General features: G+C 49.1%; 17 protein-coding genes and 1 riboswitch. All 17 genes read left to right on the forward strand.

Annotation, left to right across the window (positions count from 1 at the left end; all coding sequences use genetic code 11):
* Positions 1 to 16: 16 nt before the first annotated feature.
* The 17 genes from ACQ4MX_RS26385 to ACQ4MX_RS26465 all read left to right on the forward strand — a co-directional run bounded on the left by ACQ4MX_RS26385 (position 17) and on the right by ACQ4MX_RS26465 (position 20,232).
* Positions 17 to 1,702: a spore germination protein gene (locus ACQ4MX_RS26385; protein WP_431088208.1), complete on the forward strand. Its 1,686-nt coding sequence runs from the start codon at positions 17 to 19 to the stop codon at positions 1,700 to 1,702.
* A 110-nt stretch (positions 1,703 to 1,812) separates the two neighbouring features.
* Positions 1,813 to 3,180: a diaminopimelate decarboxylase gene (gene lysA, locus ACQ4MX_RS26390; RefSeq protein WP_431088209.1), complete on the forward strand. Its 1,368-nt coding sequence runs from the start codon at positions 1,813 to 1,815 to the stop codon at positions 3,178 to 3,180.
* A 161-nt stretch (positions 3,181 to 3,341) separates the two neighbouring features.
* On the forward strand, positions 3,342 to 3,776 hold the full coding sequence (locus tag ACQ4MX_RS26395) for a peptidylprolyl isomerase (RefSeq protein ID WP_431088210.1): 435 nt from the start codon (positions 3,342 to 3,344) through the stop codon (positions 3,774 to 3,776).
* A gap of 251 nt (positions 3,777 to 4,027) precedes the next feature.
* Positions 4,028 to 5,041, forward strand: a complete 1,014-nt coding sequence (locus ACQ4MX_RS26400) for a 2-oxoacid:acceptor oxidoreductase family protein (RefSeq protein ID WP_431088211.1) — start codon at positions 4,028 to 4,030, stop codon at positions 5,039 to 5,041.
* Complete coding sequence (locus tag ACQ4MX_RS26405) at positions 5,041 to 7,329, forward strand: thiamine pyrophosphate-dependent enzyme (RefSeq protein ID WP_431088212.1); 2,289 nt, start codon at positions 5,041 to 5,043, stop codon at positions 7,327 to 7,329. Before ACQ4MX_RS26400 ends, ACQ4MX_RS26405 begins: the two co-directional genes overlap by 1 nt.
* A gap of 220 nt (positions 7,330 to 7,549) precedes the next feature.
* A complete protein-coding gene (locus ACQ4MX_RS26410; protein ID WP_134913797.1) occupies positions 7,550 to 8,017 on the forward strand; it encodes an IDEAL domain-containing protein in 468 nt (155 codons plus the stop codon).
* Between the two features lie 67 nt (positions 8,018 to 8,084).
* Positions 8,085 to 8,258, forward strand: a riboswitch (FMN riboswitch).
* Positions 8,259 to 8,592: 334 nt separating this feature from the next.
* Entirely contained in the window at positions 8,593 to 9,258 is a 666-nt protein-coding gene (ribE, locus tag ACQ4MX_RS26415) for a riboflavin synthase (protein ID WP_431088213.1), read from the forward strand.
* A 28-nt stretch (positions 9,259 to 9,286) separates the two neighbouring features.
* Entirely contained in the window at positions 9,287 to 9,979 is a 693-nt protein-coding gene (gene ribB / locus ACQ4MX_RS26420) for a 3,4-dihydroxy-2-butanone-4-phosphate synthase (RefSeq protein ID WP_431088214.1), read from the forward strand.
* Between the two features lie 28 nt (positions 9,980 to 10,007).
* Positions 10,008 to 10,472, forward strand: a complete 465-nt coding sequence (gene ribH / locus ACQ4MX_RS26425; RefSeq protein ID WP_431088215.1) for a 6,7-dimethyl-8-ribityllumazine synthase — start codon at positions 10,008 to 10,010, stop codon at positions 10,470 to 10,472.
* A gap of 173 nt (positions 10,473 to 10,645) precedes the next feature.
* Positions 10,646 to 11,440, forward strand: a complete 795-nt coding sequence (locus ACQ4MX_RS26430; protein WP_025685827.1) for a segregation and condensation protein A — start codon at positions 10,646 to 10,648, stop codon at positions 11,438 to 11,440.
* The gene (gene scpB, locus ACQ4MX_RS26435) at positions 11,409 to 12,011 is read left to right on the forward strand and encodes an SMC-Scp complex subunit ScpB (protein ID WP_431088217.1); all 603 of its coding nucleotides are present in this window, start codon (positions 11,409 to 11,411) and stop codon (positions 12,009 to 12,011) included. Before ACQ4MX_RS26430 ends, scpB begins: the two co-directional genes overlap by 32 nt.
* A 186-nt stretch (positions 12,012 to 12,197) precedes the next feature.
* Entirely contained in the window at positions 12,198 to 12,911 is a 714-nt protein-coding gene (locus ACQ4MX_RS26440; protein ID WP_431088218.1) for a DUF2953 domain-containing protein, read from the forward strand.
* A gap of 163 nt (positions 12,912 to 13,074) precedes the next feature.
* Positions 13,075 to 15,129, forward strand: coding sequence for a hydantoinase/oxoprolinase family protein (locus tag ACQ4MX_RS26445; RefSeq protein WP_431088220.1), 2,055 nt, complete (start codon positions 13,075 to 13,077; stop codon positions 15,127 to 15,129).
* Complete coding sequence (locus ACQ4MX_RS26450) at positions 15,126 to 17,093, forward strand: hydantoinase B/oxoprolinase family protein (RefSeq protein WP_431088221.1); 1,968 nt, start codon at positions 15,126 to 15,128, stop codon at positions 17,091 to 17,093. The genes ACQ4MX_RS26445 and ACQ4MX_RS26450 overlap by 4 nt, the downstream gene beginning before the upstream one ends.
* A 36-nt stretch (positions 17,094 to 17,129) precedes the next feature.
* A complete protein-coding gene (locus tag ACQ4MX_RS26455) occupies positions 17,130 to 18,248 on the forward strand; it encodes an ABC transporter substrate-binding protein (protein WP_431088222.1) in 1,119 nt (372 codons plus the stop codon).
* Positions 18,245 to 19,351, forward strand: a complete 1,107-nt coding sequence (locus ACQ4MX_RS26460; protein WP_431088223.1) for an ABC transporter ATP-binding protein — start codon at positions 18,245 to 18,247, stop codon at positions 19,349 to 19,351. Before ACQ4MX_RS26455 ends, ACQ4MX_RS26460 begins: the two co-directional genes overlap by 4 nt.
* Positions 19,352 to 19,353: 2 nt before the next feature.
* Positions 19,354 to 20,232, forward strand: coding sequence for an ABC transporter permease (locus ACQ4MX_RS26465; RefSeq protein ID WP_431088224.1), 879 nt, complete (start codon positions 19,354 to 19,356; stop codon positions 20,230 to 20,232).
* Positions 20,233 to 20,257 lie beyond the last annotated feature (25 nt).

Below are 20,257 nucleotides of genomic sequence, written 5' to 3' on the forward strand. Positions count from 1 at the left end.
GAAGGGGGCAAGAGATATGGAGCATAGACCGGATCAAGAACATCAGGAGGATGGAGCCATCGGGAATGAAGGTCATACTGCTGGCAAGGAAGAGATGAGCCCATGGAAAAAAAGGCTGGCACAGGAGTCAGAACGTTTTAAGCACAAAAAAGAGAGTGAGCGTTCTGATAACGTAGAGGAATCCGTTCTTTACTGGCAGGGTAAGGATGATATATCGCCAAGAATAAAGGAAAATCAGGAAACACTTAAAACAGTAATCGGTCTGGGAGAGACCTTTGATGTCGTATTCAGGGAGATGACACTAGGCGGGCGACATATCGGCTATCTGTTTCTGAATACCTTTGCCAAGGACCTGGTCATGATTGAAGTGCTGAAGCGGCTCACCTATCTGACACCGGATGATTTGTCTACAGACGGACTGCAATCGTATTTTGAAAATTATATTCCGCATATTCAGGTGGAAAAGACAGACAAAATGTCGGTTGTCATCAACAAGGTGCTGACAGGCTATAGTGCCTTCTTTATGGAAGGTGAGCGCTTTTCGATCATTTTGGACACCCGTAATTATCCGGTACGTAATCCCGAGGAACCGTCACTGGAGCGCGTCGTACGTGGTGCCCGTGACGGCTTTACAGAGACGATGCTGACAAATGTGGGATTGGTTCGTCGCCGCTTGCGGGACCCTGGGCTTAAATTTGAGGCGATGCAGGTTGGCCGCCGCACCCGGACAGACGTATGCTTGGGCTATATTGATGATATCGTGGATAAAGTGATGGTGGACACGGTACGCGATAAAATTAAAAACGTCAATCTGGACGGCATCCCGCTGGCGGATAAGCAATTAGAGGAGACGATTATTAATAAAGGCTGGAATCCATATCCATTAGTGCGGTATTCGGAGCGACCAGATGTTGTGGCTTCGCATATTATGGAAGGCCGACTCGTTATTTTCGTCGATACCTCACCCAGCGTGATGATCTTGCCCACCACCTTTTTTGACCTGTGTCAGCATGCGGAAGAGAATCGGCAAACGGCTTTTATGGGGAGCTATTTGCGCTGGGTTCGCTTTATAGGGATTTTTGCCTCGATGTTTTTGCTTCCGATGTGGCTGCTTATGGTCATCAACCCCGAGCTAAAACCGGCGTTTCTCGATTTTATCGGTCCTCAAAAGGAAGCTCATCTACCGCTGATCGCCCAGTTTATCATTGTCGAGTTGGGGGTCGATCTCATGCGCATGGCGGCTGTCCATACACCGACACCGCTGGCTTCGGCGATGGGCTTGATCGCCGCCATTTTGGTCGGGGATATTGCGGTCAAAACGGGACTTTTCGTCAATGAAGTTGTGCTGTATATGGCTGTGGCTGCTATCGGGATGTTCGCAACGCCGAGCTATGAATTGGGATTGGCGAATCGTTTAATCCGGCTGGTTTTGCTGATAGCTGTGGCTATCTTCCACGTTCCGGGCTTTATCGTAGGCACGACACTGATCATTTTGATGCTGACGCTGCACCGGTCATACAATTCTTCCTACCTGTGGCCGTTCATTCCATTTAATTCCAAGGCGATGGCCTCCATCTTGTTCCGTATGCCTGTACTGAGTGCGCCTAACCGTCCGTCATCTAACAAAACGCGGGACAATACACGCATGCCGGGTACGGATGCAAACACCGATTCGAACTCTGGCAACGGGCAGGAACATTAATATAAATGATCTGTATAAAAATCCATTCTTCTTAATGTTTTTTTTGCTATACTGGTGTAAACATTCGATGGAATATGACTTGCTTGTTCCAGAAAGAGAGGCGCCAGAACATGTATTTGCATGGAAGCAGTAAAATTAACAGCACTGGACATTTGGAGATTGGCGGATGCGACACGACCCTTCTGAAGGAGCGTTTTGGAACACCGCTGTATATTGTAGATGAACAGTTAGTACGCCAGCGTTGCCGGGAGTTTATAGAAGCTTTTCATGAAACCGGGTTGAAGTTTCAAGTCGCTTATGCAAGCAAAGCATTTTGCGTAATGGCGATGTGTGCTTTGGCTGCAGAAGAAGGGATGTCGCTCGACGTCGTTTCCAGTGGAGAGCTGTTCACCGCGCTGCAAGCTGGATTTCCGGCAGAGCGAATCCATTTTCACGGCAACAACAAAACACCGGAAGAAATTGAAATGGCGTTAGATGCGCAAATTGGTTGCTTCGTGGTCGACAGCGAGATGGAGTTGCATTTGCTTCAGGTCCTTGCCTCCGAGCGGAAACAGCAGGTAAATATTTTATTGCGGGTTACACCGGGGGTTGAAGCACATACGCACGAATATATGGCCACAGGCCAAGAGGATTCAAAGTTCGGTTTTGACATTGCGAACGGTACAGCAAGCCATGCGGTGGAGCAGGCTATCAGGCTAGATCATCTGAACCTGCTGGGGGTACATTCCCATATAGGATCGCAAATTTTTGAAGTGAACGGCTTCCAAATGGCTGCCGAACGGGTTGCCGCTTTTTCCAGAGAAATCAAGGAACAGCTTCAGTTTTCTTTCAAGGTTATTAATCTGGGTGGGGGATTTGGCATTCGTTACACAGAAGAGGACACACCACTGAAAATTTCCACCTATGTACAGGCTATCGGCGAAGCGGTAAAAACTCATTTTTCCGGGCTGTATGACGAGCTTCCTGAAATCTGGATTGAACCGGGACGGAGCATTGTAGGCGACTCCGGCACCACCTTGTATACCGTGGGCAGCGTCAAGGATATCCCACAGGTGCGCAAGTATGTCTCGGTTGACGGCGGAATGACGGATAATCCGCGTCCAGCGCTATATCAGGCGAAGTATGAAGCCATGCTGGCTAACCGGGCGCACGATGCGAACGAGGAGACGGTATCCATTGCGGGCAAATGCTGTGAAAGCGGCGATATGCTCATTTGGGATGTGGAGCTGCCGCGTCCGACCAGCGGGGATTTGCTCGCTGTTGCTTCAACCGGAGCCTACAATTATTCCATGGCGAGTAATTATAACCGGATACGTCGACCAGCGGTTGTATTTGTAAACAATGGTGAGGCCGAACTGGTGGTACGCCGGGAAAGCTATGAGGATATCGTTCGGAATGATGTCGTGCCACAGCGTTTGGTTCGTGACCAAGCCAGTTCATCGGTTCATCCCAACGCCAAGATTACGGTTTCTTCCTGATTTTGAATACGTGTGACGAAACAGGCCATTCATCCGGAGTGATATACCGGGGACAATGGTCTCTTTTTTTGGACAAGGCTTTGCTAAGCGCGGCAATTCATAGTAAACTGGAACTTGATGCTATTTAGCTTTCAAAACAGGTTGAAAAGGAGCTACAAACAATGAAAAAAGGTAGAATAGATCTAGAAAACGGCGGTATCGTCGAAATTGATTTTTTTCCAGAAGAAGCGCCAAACACGGTTGCTAACTTTGAAAAGCTGGCAAACAGCGGTTACTACAACGGCTTGAGCTTCCACCGCGTTATTCCAGGCTTTGTTGCCCAAGGTGGTTGTCCTAATGGAACAGGCACAGGCGGCCCTGGCTACACGATCGACTGCGAAACAGCTACGAACACAACGAAGCATGCCAAAGGCGTTCTATCCATGGCGCATGCAGGCCGTAACACAGGCGGAAGCCAATTCTTCATCTGCTACGCTCCACAGCCGCATTTGGATGGAGTACATACTGTATTTGGTCAAGTGACCAAAGGTATGGAATTTATTGATGCTGTAAAACAAGGCGACAAAATGAAAGAGGTTAAAGTATTTGACGTGTAATTTTACCGTTAATTACATGATCTTTTTTAAATAGCGTTGCACCTAAGCCGTTCTGTCTTTGGACAGGGCGGCTTTTGTTGTCTTTTGTTTGACGGTTTATTGATTTTTGCAATCCCATAGTCATTACAGTGCGTAAGATCACATTCGAAAAGTAAGTGTTGTGATAGCCTTTTCATAAGAATGCATTTTCCATTTTTTTTATATGAGTATTCAAACTTAGTAAGGATTGGAAAAGAAGGGGGCTTATCACATTGTCTATTTTAACGAGCACAAATCGACTCGGATTTTTTGAAATCCGGCTGGAATCCATTGGTGGACTCGGCGCTAATCTGGCTGGCAAAATGTTGGCCGAAACCGGGGTGCTTGGTCTGGGGCTGAATGCTTCAAATTTTTCGTCCTATGGTTCGGAAAAAAAGGGAACTCCGGTTAAAAGTTTCGTCCGTTTCTGTGAGCAAGAAGTCGATATTCGGGATCACAGTCCGATTGAGCAACCGCATGTGGTAGGCATTTTCCATGAAACGTTATACAAAACGGTAAATGTAATCAGCGGACTGCCAGCGGATGGGATTGTAGTGGTTAATTCTACACGTCCAGCAGAAGAAATACGGGCTGATTTGGGACTGGTATCCGGTACATTAGCGGTGGTGGATGCGATGGGCATCGCACTGGAAGAGCGAACCAAACTAAATACGTCCATGCTCGGTGCCTTGTTCCGTGTCTGTGATTTCCTGGACCCGGAAGCAATGAGATCGGTTATACGCAGTACCTTTGAAAAGAAAAATCCACTGTTAGTAGAACCTAATCTGCGTACGTTTAACCGTGGTTATGATGAAATGGAACTGCACGTATATCCGGTTACTGATGACGCAGAGGATCGGGTTTTTGAACGTCCGCAGCCATTGCTGGGATACGAAACGCAACTACTGGGGGGCGTTATTGCAACTCAGGGAAACAGCATAACGAGAGATGTTAGTGGTTCACGTCAGGGGTATGTGCCTGAATATGAAGCTGATAAATGTACCCATTGTGCCAAGTGTGATTCGATTTGCCCGGATTACTGTTTTGTATGGGAAGAGCAAGCAGACAAACGCGGAAGAATGATTCCATTTTTGCAAGGGATTGATTACCAGTATTGCAAAGGATGTCTGAAATGTGTAGATATTTGCCCATCGGGGGCATTAAGCTCGCGTCGCGAGCAATGGGGATGGGCGGAACAGAATCGAGTTGCCCACCAATTTCCGGTATATGAAGGAGGGCGTGCGTAATGGCAAAACTGGAGGAAGAACTCAAACAGACAGGCGCCGCGCAAGTGACAACGTTCGAATCCGGTAATGAAATGGCAGCTACGGCGGCTGCGCAGATCAATTATCATATGATGGGATATTTCCCGATTACTCCATCTACCGAGGTAGCGCAGTATCTGGATCAGATGAGAACGAGAGGTCAGCATAATATTAAGCTGGTTGCAGCAGACGGAGAACACGGATCGGCAGGGATTTGTTATGGAGCTGCCGCAGCGGGAGCGAGGGTTGTGAACGCCACTAGTTCGCAAGGTTTCCTGTACATGCTGGAGCAGTTACCTGTTCAGTCAGGTACTCGTTTTCCAATGGTTATGAATCTGGTGACACGAGCTGTCAGTGGTCCCCTGGATATTCGCGGGGATCATTCGGACCTGTACTATGGTTTGAATACGGGCTGGGTTATTTTGACGGCAAGTACACCACAGGCTGTGTATGATATGAACATCATGGCACTAAAAATCGCAGAGCATAGCGATGTTCGGCTGCCTGTAATGGTTGCATATGACGGTTTTTATACGTCCCATCAAAAACGTAAAGTGCAATATTTTGCCGATGCTGAGACCGTGCGCGGTTTTGTAGGTCCTAACCCGAACTTAAATTATCCGAATATTACGGATTTTGATCATCCTGTTACCGTGGGCGCGCATATGAACGGCGATGACCTGACGAATAATCATGTTCAGCTGTCCGAAGCACTGAAGTTGTCAGAAGGAGTATATGAGCAGGTAGCAGCAGAATATGCTGCTTTATCCGGTCGGGAATACCCGATTTTGGATCTGTATCATATGGAGGATGCTGAGGTCGCGGTATTCCTGTTGAATTCGGCGGCTGAATCGGCCAAGGATGTGGCCGATCAGCTCCGCGCGCGCGGCATTAAGGCCGGTGTAATTCGTCCGAATATCATTCGACCGTTTCCTGCCGAGCAGCTTCGCGAGGCATTGCGCCATGTCAAGGCGCTGCTGGTAGGTGAACGTGCAGACTCGTATGGGGCAGACGGCGGTAATTTAACGCATGAAATTAAGGCGGCCTTGCAGGAGGACCCGCTGAATCGGACACTCGTGTTGAGCCGTATCTTTGGCTTGGGGGGCAAGGATTTTTATGCGGAAGATGCAGAGGCGTTCTTCCAGCTTGCGATTGAGGCGGCAGAGGCCGGACGAGCGGAGAAGCCCTTTGATTATTACGGAATTAATCCGGGTTCACCGGACAAGGTGATGCCGCAAGTTATGCAGCCGCCACGTGGCAATGCATACCGTACGGGCCTGATTCAGGTTACGCCGGACGAGGCGACCGGGAAGCTCAAAGTCAAGGTACCACCCCTGCGGTCGTTGACAACCAAACCACGCCGTCTTACACCAGGTCACGGGGCTTGCCCAGGATGTGGGGCATTGTCTGCGCTGGAACTGTTTTTCAAAGGTATTGAAGGGGATATTGTCGTGCTGTTCCAGACAGGCTGCGTATATGTGACGACGACAGGGTATCCATATACATCACACAAACAACCGATGATCCACAATCTTTTTCAAAACGGGGCCGCTACACTTTCGGGAGCGCTGGAAGCTTACATGGAAATGAAGCGCCGTAATGAAATTGAAATGTCGGACGATCCGACCTTTATCATGATCAGCGGTGATGGTGGGATGGATATTGGTATGGGTTCTGCGATTGGTGCGGCTCTGCGTAATCATAAGCTGATCATGCTGGAATATGATAACGAGGGGTATATGAATACAGGTTCACAGCAATCGTACTCCACTCCGCTCGGTCACATGACCAGTACGTCGGGTGTAGGCAAAATGCAAAAAGGAAAGCAAGGGCATCACAAGGATACCGTGCAAATCATGGCTGCTTGTAACATTCCATATGCCTTCACGGCAGCCGAAAGCCATCCGCAGGATATGCTGCGTAAAGCGGCCAAAGCACAATGGTATGCAAATAACGTGGGGACCGCCTATGGTAAAATCCTGTGCGCCTGCCCGCTGAACTGGAAATCCGAGGATAGACTGGGTACCAGCATTGTGGGGGCTGCTGTGGAGTCTTGCTTCTTCCCGCTGTACGAGATTGAGCAAGGCAGTACGACGATTACGTACAATCCGGAGGACAAGGGAAAACGGATTCCAGCCGCAGAATGGCTCAAATTAATGGGCAAAACAAAACATCTTCTTAAGGAGGAAGCCACGCTGGCTACCTTTGAGCAGGAGATTGAACGCCGCTGGAATATTCTGAAAAAGAAACATGAAATTTCGGAGCTATAATCCAGTTTTTTGCATAATACACTTTGAACATTGTTATAAGATGTTGCGGTACCGGTTCGATCAAGATTCTTTGCGCTTGTTGCGCGAAGAATCTTTTTTGTCGTTTATGGGATGAAGCATAAAAAATCAGGTAATGATTTCCGATATAGGAGTGGAGGCCTACGTGAAACATGTTGAATTAGTGCTTTCTCTGAATTTTAAGATGCAATGAGGTGCAGGTATGATTAAGCTGAATACAGTTGAGATAATCGAAATTATAAAGAAGCAAATACCCAAGGTCATGAATATCACGCCAGTGGAATTGAAATTTACGGATGACTTTGGACGGACTTCCCTGGCAGCGACAGATCACAAATTTACGCTGACGAACCAGCATTATTCCGCCAAGGTGATGGATTGTGTGCTGGAAACGCAGGTGCGTCCCATTTTAATGTGCGAGATTATTTATTTTCTGAAATGCGAGTTTATCGACGGGCATGTTGATGTACGGCTGGATTACGATATATGCACGGAGGGTGGCCGCGGACCAACCGCTTCAGCGGTCATTACGTTCGATCATGCTACGCAGCTCGGGATCGAAGAACTGGCCGATCTGATTGATCTAGCGCTTCACATGAATGATAGAGCCTGGTTTGAAGAGCTTTCCAGCCAATATGTCAAAACAAAAGCAGAAGCGTCTATCAGATAACTTGCTTTTTTTAGAAGTCGGTGCTAATATACGTAACAAGTTTAATGCTAATTCAATTGAATAAAGCAAGATCCTTCGGGGCGGGGCGCAATTCCCCACCGGCGGTGATGACGTGTCTGTAAATCGCTTCTGCGATGAACAGCGCGGCTTAGTCCGTGACCCGGATGCTGAGCGATCAGCAGAAGGTGGACCTGGTGCAATTCCGGGACCGACAGTATAGTCTGGATGGGAGAAGGATACGAAGCGCATGTGCATGACATGACATGTGCCGATTTTTAGCATACGTAATGGTACGTACGGCTTATTTCGTTGCAGGTAGCAAACGGAAGATTGCTTGTTCTACAAGCTTTCGTTTTCGCACGCGCTCTGAGCGTATTTAGTTGTATGGCCAGTCATGCTTTCTATTGGCAAACTTATCATTCATGTGGTCTCAGGATGTATATGGACTGCGCTTGTATACTGCAAATTCGACTCTCATCACCCCCGTGACGGATATTATCCGGACTGGGGGTTTTTTGCGCTTACGCCAGATGAATCAGGGATAAACTGAACTTTAGATGGAAAGGAGTGAAGGCATGTTTACCGGATTGGTCGAGGAAGTGGGACGCATTCAGCAGATTTCCAGAAGCGGAGAAGCGATGGTGCTGGGCATTGCGGGTTCTGTGGTATTGGACGATTTGAAAATAGGAGACAGTGTTTCCGTGAATGGTGTTTGTCTGACCGCAACACAGGTGGGTACTAAGGATTTTAAGGTTGATGTGATGCCTGAAACCTTCCGCAGCAGCAATCTGAATGAGTTGAAATCCGGTAGCCGGGTCAATCTGGAACGGGCTATGGCGGCGAATGGCAGGTTCGGAGGGCATATCGTGCAAGGACATGTGGATGGAACGGGCACGATTCGTCGGGTGACATCAGACCAGAATGCGGTTGTGTACGAAGTTGCACCTACAGATCAGGCAATATTCAAATATATTCTTCTCAAAGGCTCGATTACACTCGACGGCATCAGCTTGACGGTTGCCCAGCGCACAGGAGATACCTTTGCCGTATCTATCATCCCCCATACCTTATCTGAGACGGCCTTGCAGGCCAAACGTGAGGGAGACACCGTCAATATTGAATGCGACATTTTAGGTAAATATGTGGAGCAGCTTTTGAATTACGGAAGATCAGCGGCGACGGAGGAAATGGAGAAAGCTCCTATGAGTCTGGATTATTTGGCGAAACACGGCTTTGCCTGATGCCATAAGAAATAAGGAGGAAAGCGTAATGGAAAGCGGAAGCAGTGAGAGCCATTCAAATATAGTGGCTGACGTAGTGGAATATGGTGTGTTGGAGCAGGAAGTGGAAATTCGTCTGGATTCCATAGAAGAAGCGCTGGAGGATCTAAAAAACGGTAAAGTCGTGATCGTGGTGGATGATGAGCAACGGGAAAACGAAGGCGATTTTATCGCTCTGGCAGAAAAAGCGTCCCCCGAGGTCATTAATTTCATGATTACCGAAGGCCGCGGGTTGGTCTGCGTACCGATTACAGGGCAAAGAGCCGAGGCACTGGAATTGCAGCCGATGGTGGAGCAAAATACAGATTTCCACGGCACAGCCTTTACGGTGTCGGTAGATCATAGAGAGACCACAACGGGGATTTCAGCAACCGAGCGTTCTTTGACCGTGCGTGCGCTGACCGACGAGACAGCCACAGGGAGCGATTTTCGCAAGCCTGGTCACATGTTTCCGCTGATCGCCCGCGATGGGGGTGTTTTGCAGCGTGCGGGTCATACTGAGGCGGCTGTCGATCTGGCCCGACTCTGCGGCTCCAAACCCGCCGGGGTCATTTGCGAAATTATAAAGGAAGATGGGTCCATGGCCCGAGTACCCGATTTGGTAGTGATCGCCAACCGTCATCATTTGAAGCTGATCAGTATTCAGGATTTGATTGACTATCGTCGTCGTATGTCATTGTAAATAATTTAAAAAAGAGAGGTTGATTCATATGGCACGTTTTCTGGAAGGTAATCTCGTATCGGATGGTTTGAAGTATGGTATTGTGGTAGGCCGGTTTAATGAGTTTATTACAAGTAAGCTGTTAAGCGGTGCAATCGATGCGCTTCAACGGCATGGAGCGAAGGAAGAGGAGATTGATGTAGCCTGGGTGCCAGGTGCTTTTGAAATTTCATTGATTGCTCAAAAAATGGCTGCAAGCGGTAAATACGATGCCGTTATTACGCTGGGTACGGTGATCCGTGGTTCTACCTCGCATTATGATATCGTCTGCAATGAAGTGGCCAAGGGTGTGGCGGCAAGCAGTCTGAAAACAGGCGTGCCTGTTATTTTCGGTGTAGTAACGACGGAAAACATTGAGCAGGCTATTGAGCGTGCAGGTACGAAGGCTGGTAATAAAGGCTGGGATTCCGCACTGGCTGCGATTGAGATGGCGAATCTGGGCAAGCAGTTTTAATTTTGCGAATACCTGAATAGAACGACATAACTATAGCAGGAAAAAGGGATTGGATTGTTAAGCAAGGCGATGACGTATATACTACAGAAAGAGGGATTGATAAAGTCGAGCATAAGTGCTAACGGGGAAAGGTATTGTTGAATGATGATTGGAGTAAGGCAGGGGGAAGCACATTGACAGTCGTAAATTACAAGCTGGAAACATTCGAGGGTCCGCTGGACCTGCTGTTGCATCTGATTGATAAGGCCGAGATCGATATTCAGGATATCCCGATTAGTGATATTACCGATCAGTATATGGCTTTTTTGCACAGTATGCAGGAGCTGGAGCTGGACATTACGAGCGAGTTTCTGGTGATGGCGGCGACGCTCTTATCCATTAAGAGTAAATTGCTGCTTCCCAAGCCACCTGTAATGGAATATGATGATTTGGATTTTTATGAAGAAGAAGATTATGATCCGCGGGATGAACTGGTTCGCAAGCTGGTGGAGTATCGTAAATATAAAGGGATTGCCCGCCATCTGAGTGAGCGTGAATGGGAACGAAGTCTGATCTATGGCAAGGAGCCGGAGGATTTGAGCGCATACCTGCCCACCGAACCCGCCAATCCGGTGCATGGGCTGCATGCAAGCGATTTGGTCGCGGCTTTTCAGCGTGCGCTGCGCAAAGCAGAACGACGTACGACGGTAACCCGTATTCACCGGGATGAGATTTCGGTCAAGGACCGTATTCGGCAGGTCATCGGGGCGTTAGAGATGGTAGGAACGGGGGGACGGCTTCTGTTCTCCAAGCTGATGCATGAGGATATGTATCGGCATGAAGTGGTAGTCACCTTTTTGGCTATCCTCGAATTGATGAAAATGAAGCAGATTTTCTGCTATCAGGAGAAGCTTTTCGATGATATTGTAATGGAGTGGAGAGGGGATTTACGGGTTAATGGATTATCTGAAGCTGAAATCAATTATTGAGGGACTGCTGTTTCTCGCGGGAGAGGAAGGGTTGTCCGCCAAGCAGATCGCCGACATTGTAGAGCAGCAGCAAGAGCTGGTTGAAAAGGGTCTGGAGGATATGAAGCAGGACATGGAGCAGGGAGGAAGAGGTCTGCAAATTGTCCGTATCGCCGGGCACTATCAGCTTGCAACCTTATCCGAACATGCACCTTATTTTGAAAAGCTCGCCTACTCTCCGGCACGTGCCTCGCTGTCGCAAGCGGCCTTGGAGACACTTGCCATTGTGGCCTACCGCCAGACCATTACAAGAGTTGAAATCGAAGATATTCGCGGTGTCAAATCTGAGCGGGCCATACATACTCTGGTCAACAAGGAGCTTATTGAGGAAAAAGGTCGGGCTGAGGCTATCGGACGGCCGATTTTGTACGGTACGACGAAGTCATTTCTGGATTATTTTGGTCTGGGCTCTTTGGCGGATTTGCCGCAGCCTGAGCAGTTTGAGGACTCGGATAATTTGGAGGAAGAGACACAATTGTTGTTCGAACGTTTGGAGAGTAATCACCCGGATATGAACGATACGGAATCTTGATGCCTGACAGGAGCTTGTTTTACAGGTTTCTCTTCATTGTTAAAGATTCGAAATTTAGAAAACAGCCAGTCCTTGCGTAATGGGGCTGGCTGTTTAGCGTTTCAGGATGCATGTTTTCCGGGTGAAGGGTCATACTATTTTTGCCATGGTATATCTATGTAGAAAAAAGGAAGGGAGGACTCGCCAGTGTGGAAATGGATCGGTATCGCCATCATCGTCGTCTTGTTACTTGTGCTGGCTGTTCTGCTCTCCCGTATCCGATTGAAGCTGGATATTGCCAAGCATGATAATGATGACCGGGCGCATCTGGAGATCAGATTTCTGTACGGGTGGATTAAAATAAACTATGACATTCCGGCTATTCTGCTGGCAAGTTTGCAGAAAGGGCTACTCTATCGACTCGATCGCAACAAAAACATACATAAAACCGATGCTTCTATTGACAGCGGCACCATCGATAAAGAGAAAATCAAGCGATTTATACACGATATTCGGATTCTGCTGAAAGGAACACGCTCCTTTCACCGATGGATACGTCATACGCTATCCCATGTGAAAATGTCGAAAATGGAATGGTCCACCAATATCAGTCTTGCTGACGCTGCTTATACGGCTACCTCTACCGGTATTCTCTGGGGACTGAAAACGTCACTGATCGGTTTTGCCTCCAGCTTTGTGCGCATGAACTGCACGCCCAAGCTGTTTGTTGTGCCCTATTGGGTAGATCGCCTGCGTTTTACTACCACTTTGACCTGTGAGGCAAGTATTTCACTAGGTTATGTCGTTTATTCGATGCTCATGTTGGCTTACCGCATATGGCGCGTACCGGGCGGCCCAGAGGCGTGGAAGCGCGTATTCTCCAAGAAACCTGAGAATCGTCAGGTCAGCAGTGAAGAGTAAAGAGCGATGGAATCCATCCTTCTCTGAACTTAGGGTAGCACAAAAATACTCTTGATAATATTGTCGAATTTTATCGAATATCTTGATTTATTTATATAATGTCGATAGAATTAGTCGTAATTATAGCAGAGAGATCGTGCGTAACAAGAGGAGGCAGTAAAGGTTGGGCGATTCATGGAGATTAGGGATTGATATTGGGGGAACATTTACGGATTTAACCATATTGGACAATCAGAACGGCAAGCTATGGGGAGTGAAAACTCCAACCATTCCGTTGGACCCTGCACAGGGGATTGCAAATGGATTAGCCTTGTTGAAAGAGCGTGGCATCAAGCCGGAGGACATACATTACTTCGTGCACGGCACTACAATAGGTCTAAATACGTTACTACAGCGTCGCGGTGAGGCGATTGCACTCATCGTAACCGAGGGATTCCGGGATTTGCTGGCTCTCCAGCGTTTACGGCTGCCGATACCATATGATTTTCGTTCCAGACTGCCTGAGCCGCTTGTGCCGAGAGAACGGGTCTTTACGGTAAAAGAGCGCATGCTGCATGACGGTACGGTACATACCTCATTAGATTCTGATAGTCTGGATCAAGCGATTCGCGGGGCGCTGGATTCCGGAGTGAGCGGGGTAGTGGTTTGCTTCCTGCATAGCTATAAAAACCCGCAGCATGAGCAATTGGCTGTTCAGCGGATACGTAAGATCGCTCCCCAGTTGGGTGTGAATGCGTCTTCCGCCTTGTGGCCTCAAATGAGGGAATACGAGCGGGCGGCTATGACGTCCGTTAACTTGTATATTCAGCCAAACGTCCAGCGTTACTTTGAAACGCTTCGTGAACGTTTGAATGAAGAAGGAGTCCAGACGCAGCCTTTTATTACGCAATCGAATGGCGGTATTATGGATATTGGCACAGCTGCACAGGCGCCAGTACGAACTTTGTTTTCCGGACCCGCCGCAGGGGTAATCGGTGCAGTACAAGCCGCAAAATCTGCAGATATTGCCAATGTCATCACTTTTGATATGGGGGGCACGAGTGCTGATATTTCCATTATTGAAGGCGGTAAGCCTACATTCACACAAACCAATCAGTTGGCAGGGATGCCGATTATGCTACCTTCCGTTTCGATGTATTCGGTAGGGGCAGGCGGCGGTTCCTTTGCCTGGATTGACAATGGAGGGCTGCTTAAGGTAGGACCGGAGTCAGTCGGTTCGTCGCCGGGGCCTGCCTGTTACGGCACGGGGGAAAGAGCTGCTTTGACGGATGCGTTTCTTTTGTGCGGATATTTGAATCCGGATAGGTTCGCCGCAGGGCATGTACAGCTTTTCCCTGAACGTTCTGCGCAAGCAATTCGTCCCATTGCCGAGCACTTGGGAACAGATGAACAAATGGCCGCCGACCGAATGATTCAGGTAGCTGTGGCGAATATGTATGCAGAGCTAAGCGCGGTGATGGAGCAGCACGGCTTTGATCCACGGGAATTCAGTCTGCTTGCCTTTGGCGGCGGGGGACCGGTAACGGCTAATTTTTTGGCAGAGGAAATTCAGGCACAGAGTGTTCTGGTTCCACCGAATCCGGGTACGTTGTGTGCGCTAGGAGCACTGTCGGCTGATTTTGCCTATGATGCAGTATTATCTTTACAGCAGCGGTTTGATGAGTATCCTTCCGATTCGCTCGCGCGTGAATTTGATGTTTTGGCAGAACAGGCGCGGCAGTGGCTTGATAAGCAACAGGTGGAGGGGCTGGAAGGGATCGCACTTCATTACTCGATGGATGCACGTTACAGCGGACAAGCCTTTGAAATTGAGCTTCCGCTGGATTGCTTCATGCTGGAAGACGGAAACGGTGAACGGATTGTCACCGCTTTTCACGAACTGCATCATCGTCAATACGGGCACAGTGATCCTTCTGCCGTATTAGAGCTGATTAACCTGCGGGTACGGTTGGCAGGCCATACGATTAAACCTCAGATTGCCTCCATTCTGGAGGCGACGGATCAAATTCAGCCTTCAGGAACACGACGTATTGTTTATGGCGGAACGGAGTATACCGCTGATATATACGCTCGCATCGAGCTGCGTGCAGGCCATCGGCTTGAAGGACCAGCTATCGTCGAACAGGATGACACAACCGTTCTTGTGCTGAACGGCTGGTATGGTGTTACGGATCGGTCCGGCAACCTGATTTTGAAACGAAAAGAGGTGCGCGGATGAAGACAGATCCGGCAACACTGGAAATCATGCGAAGCTATTATAATGCAATTGCGGCGGGCATGGGCCATATTATTGAACGAACATCGTTCACGACATTTGTGAAGGAGTCTGCGGATTTTGCCACCGCATTGGCGACACCATCAGGAGAGTTTTTTGTTTACCCGAAAACCGTCGGGGTGACTATATTTTTGGGTTTAAGCTTACAGCGTGCAGCTGAGGCGTGTGAGCCGCTGGAGCCGGGCGACATTATCATCACCAATGAGCCGTATTCCACCGACGGATTGGCGACACACTTACCAGATGTCCATGTATTCAAACCTATTTTTGTGGACGGTGAGCTGATATCTTACGCCTGGGCATTTGTCCATTGCAGCGATGTAGGCGGACTGGTACCCTCTAGTATTTCGCCCGAGGCCACGGATATTCACCAGGAAGGTTTACGTATACCTCCAGTGAAGCTTTATAAGCGTGGTCAAGCGAATGCGGACGTGCATATGTTTCTGAATGCGAACAGCCGGGCGCCACAGCTCAATCTGGGTGATTTTAATGCGATGGTGGCTGCTGTCAATACAGCGGAACAACGGATGCATACGCTAGTGAACAAGTTTGGTGTTCAAGCCGTGAAAGACAGTATGCAGGACCTTATGGATCAGGGTGAGCTTCGTGCCCGCAAGGTCATCGAACAAATTCCTGACGGCACCTACAGCTTTGCTGATTATTTGGACGATGATATGGTTTCGGATACTCCTGTGCGTCTGGCCGTGTCGGTTGTGGTCAAGGATGGAAGCATTACGCTTGATTTTTCCAACTGTGATCCACAGGTGAGAACGGCATTTAATCTCGTGACGAACGGGAAAAAGCATTCGTTTCTATTCCAGGGATTAATCAACTACATTATTAGTTCTGATCCGTTCATTCCGGTTAACGGAGGGATTACACGGCCCATTTCGATCGTAGCACCAGCGGGTACGCTGGTTAATCCGGTATATCCGGCTGCGGTGGGCGTGAGGCATACGATTACGATGCGGTTGTATAACGCTGTGCTTGGAGCGCTTGCGAAAGCTATTCCGAATGGAATTCCGGCCGCGGGTGCTGGGCAATCTGCGATTGTGGTGCTGTCCACCCCCGACGTTTTGAGTGGTTCGCGCAATATGGCTGTAGTCCAGCCGATGGGCGGCGGGGGTGGAGGGCACAGTGATATGGATGGAGCGGACGGAATCGACCATGCTTCCGGTTTCCTTCGAAATACCCCGATTGAAAGTTTGGAGCAGCACATTGAAGTGCTGGTTCACCGCTATGAATTGCTGGAAAACACAGCAGGTGCAGGACTGCATCGCGGGGGTCACGCCATCCGTCTTGATTTTGAGATTCGGGAGGAAGGTTCCATAGTAACGGCTAGAGGTATGGAGCGGCTCCGCTTTCATCCTTGGGGACTGGCAGGAGGGCAAGCCGGTGCCTTGGGACAGGTCACATTGAACCCCGGCCGATCGAATGAACGAAAACTACCCAAAATCAGCGTACTCCATCCGGAGCTAGGTGATGTGGTCAGCATTCAGTCTCCTGGTGGGGGCGGCTGGGGTAGCCCGTTCAAGCGCAATCCCCAAGATGTACTGGAGGAAGTGCGAGCTGGCCTTCTGGGGGTGCAGCAGGCTGAGAACTTATACGGCGTTGCCGTTCAAGTACAAGATGGTGTGTGGGTGGTGGACGAGGAATTGACGTGCCAACACCGGGATGGAAATACTTGGGAAGTCGAGGACTTGTGGGATTTCGGGAGCGCAAGAGAAGCCTATGAGGCCATCTGGACATCAGAAGCAAGCGACAGCTTGGCGCAACTGCTCCAACAACTTCCACCGACTCAACGTGCTATTCGCAAGCAACTGGTTCATGAACGTGCCAAACAGATTTATCCGCAACAGAAGTTGTCGGCCGCGTGTATTGAGCAGCTGTGGCAGGATTTAATGTAGAAGGTATTTTATTATTCATAAAAGGTGGTAATGTCCATGAAAAACAAGAGAAAATTTACATTTGCTTCCTTATTCCTTAGCTTGGCGGTCCTCATTTCTGCTTGCGGCAATCAACAGAGCGGAGCGGGAACCGATAATCAAGCCAGCGGCGAGCTGCCGAAAACGAACAAAGTGGTCATTGGTGTGTCCGGTGGAGATTGGGAAAAAAATATCCGTAAAGCAGCATTGGATCAATTTCAAAAGGATACCGGGATTGAAGTGGAGGTTGTCACGGGTACGGATGCCGAATGGTATCCAAAGCTGAAAGCGGGCAATGGTAAAAATGCAGCTTATGACGTGCTTGTTCTGCAACCGGACACCATTCAACGGGCAGCAGATTCCAATTTGTTGCAGCCTTTGGACACTAAAAATGTTCCTAATCTGGCTGATTTATACCCTTCTGTTGAGGAACGGTTCACGAAAGACGGCAATGTATACGCGGCAGGCTTTAGTATGGGGCAATTAGGACTTATTTATCGTAAAGATTTAGTTAAAACCCCGCCGACCAGTTGGCTGGATTTGTGGAACCCAGAATATAAAGGCCATGTTGCAATATCCTCGCCGACTTATTCTGCTGGTTTGCAGTTCTTCTCCGGTCTTGTTAATGCCTTGGGTGGCAAGGAGAGCAACCCTGCTGACGTCGATAAAACCTTTGCCAAACTTGCAGAGCTAAAACAGAATGCTACCGCGTTCCCGGATAACTCCGGTTCCATTCAAACTTTGCTGGAGCGTGGGGATGCGTGGGTTGTACCGTTTTGGGACGGTCGCGCGTTTGCTATGCAAAAAGCTGGCTTGAATGTTGGCTTCACGTATCCGAAGGATGGACCGGTTGCTGCTGTGGCGAGCTGGGTTATTCCGAAAGGAAGCCAGAACCTGGCAAATGCCTATAAGCTGGTTGACTATTTGTCCGGTCCTGATGCACAGAAATCATTCTCTGAACTGTCTCTGTACGGTATGACCAATAAAAACGTAAAGTATAGTGATGACTTGAAAAACAAAGTACAAGTCGGCGAAGAAGCCTACAAAAAGCTGAAATGGGTTGATTATACGACAGCTACCCCTAACTTGGCAGATTGGACCAATCGCTGGACACAGGCATTGGGGGGCAGCAAGTGAGTGGGATTCACATTGATGATGTGAGCCGCCAATTTGGTGATTTCACGGCTCTGGAAGAGGTCCAGCTACAGGTTCGGGAAGGGGAGTTCTTCTCCCTTCTCGGACCTAGCGGTTGTGGTAAAACGACGCTGCTGAATATGATTGCGGGTTTTCTGGACCCCTCCACGGGACGAATTCTTATTGGAGAACAGGATGTGACTGGACTGCCTCCTTATCGACGGGGTTTGGGTATCGTATTTCAGGATTATGCGTTATTTCCCCATCTTTCGGTGTTTGATAACGTGGCCTACGGCCTGCAAATACGCAAGCTGCCTAAAAAAGAAATAAAGCGCCGTGTCGACGAGACATTGGCACTTGTCCAGCTCTCATCCATGGCAGACCGCAGATCTCATCAGTTAAGCGGAGGACAGCGGCAACGGGTGGCGATTGCGAGAGCCTTGGCTATTGAACCCTCTGTATTGCTGCTGGATGAGCCGTTAAGCAATCTGGACGCAAAGCTGCGCAAGGATATGCAGACAGAGCTGCGGACGATTCAACGCCGGACCGGAATCACTACTATCTTGGTCACACATGATCAGGAAGAGGCGCTCAGCTTGTCCGACCGTATCGGTATTTTGGGGCATGGACGTCTTCAACAGGTTGGTTCTCCACTTGAAATATATCGACAGCCAGCTAATCGGTTCGTAGCAGATTTTATCGGACAGGTGAATCTGTTTCATACCCGTTCAATGGGGGATGCAGCTTCGGGAGGCAATATACGCCTTCAGGTCGAACATTATGAGCTGGCCAATGGTTCTCCGTTAATTCTGGAAACGGCTGTGCCGGATTCTGTGGAGGCAGCTACGTATATGCTGCGTCCAGAGAGGATACGGATTTCCTTCATACCCGGAAGTGAAGGCCAGCTCAATCGCACACCGGGAATCATTCAGCATGTCAGCTATGCGGGAGATCAGGTAAGGTTAAAAATAGCTCTTCCCGGTAAGGGGGAGCTGCTAGTCGTTGCTCCTGATCCTGTATTCCCGACTCTTCCGGTACAGGGAGACCCGTGTGAATTATACTGGGCTGCTGAGGATGTCATTCCTCTTCCGACGGAAGGAGGGTAACCATGGCACGTACAACTGCTGTTCGACGTACGAACTCATTTTATTGGCTTTTGCTTACCCCGGCGCTGCTCTTTCTGACAGCTTTTCTGGTTGCTCCGTTCATTATGCTGATTGCACTCAGTTTTCGGGAAGTAGATAGTTTATTAAATGTGCTTCCCACGTATACGTTGAATCAGTATATCCAGGTGTTTACGACAGGCGCATATATGACAACCATCCGGTCGACATTGGGTGTTGCGTTGCTGACGACAGTCATTTGTATTGTCCTGGCTTATCCGGCGGCATATCTGCTGGTACGAACCGAGAAACCGGGCATACGCACATTCTTTTATATTCTGCTGATTTCGCCCTTGTTGACCAGTGTGGTGATTCGTACGTTCGCATGGATTGTCATTCTGGCTCAAAATGGTCTGCTGAATGCGGTGCTGCTCAAGCTGCACCTGATTGATCAGCCGTTATCGCTTTTATGGAGTATGAAGGCTGTCATTATCGCTTATGTGCAGGTTATGCTGCCATTCGCAGTACTGCCTATTGCAACGTCCATGGGAGATATTCAGCCCAAGCTGCGGCAGGCATCCATGAGTCTGGGAGCTGGGCGGATTCGAACCTTTTTCCGGGTGACGCTTCCGCTTACGTTGCCGGGAATGTTGTCTGGTGCGGCTATTGTTTTCTCGCTTGCAGCGGGTAGCTATATCACGCCATTGCTCGTAGGCGGTCGTCTACAGCCCCTCCTGCCGCTGGCGATTTATCAGCAGGCCGTGCAGGTATTCAATATGCCATTCGCTGCCGCCCTGTCTGTAACGCTGTTGCTGCTGGTCGGTATTGTGGTTGCCCTGATCGGCTGGATATCGAAGAGATGGGAGGCCAGGCTGCATGACTGATTCTTCAAGTAAGGCCTCAGCTCCT

It is taken from the genome of Paenibacillus sp. 8b26, assembly GCF_050626875.1.
Taxonomy (GTDB): domain Bacteria; phylum Bacillota; class Bacilli; order Paenibacillales; family Paenibacillaceae; genus Paenibacillus.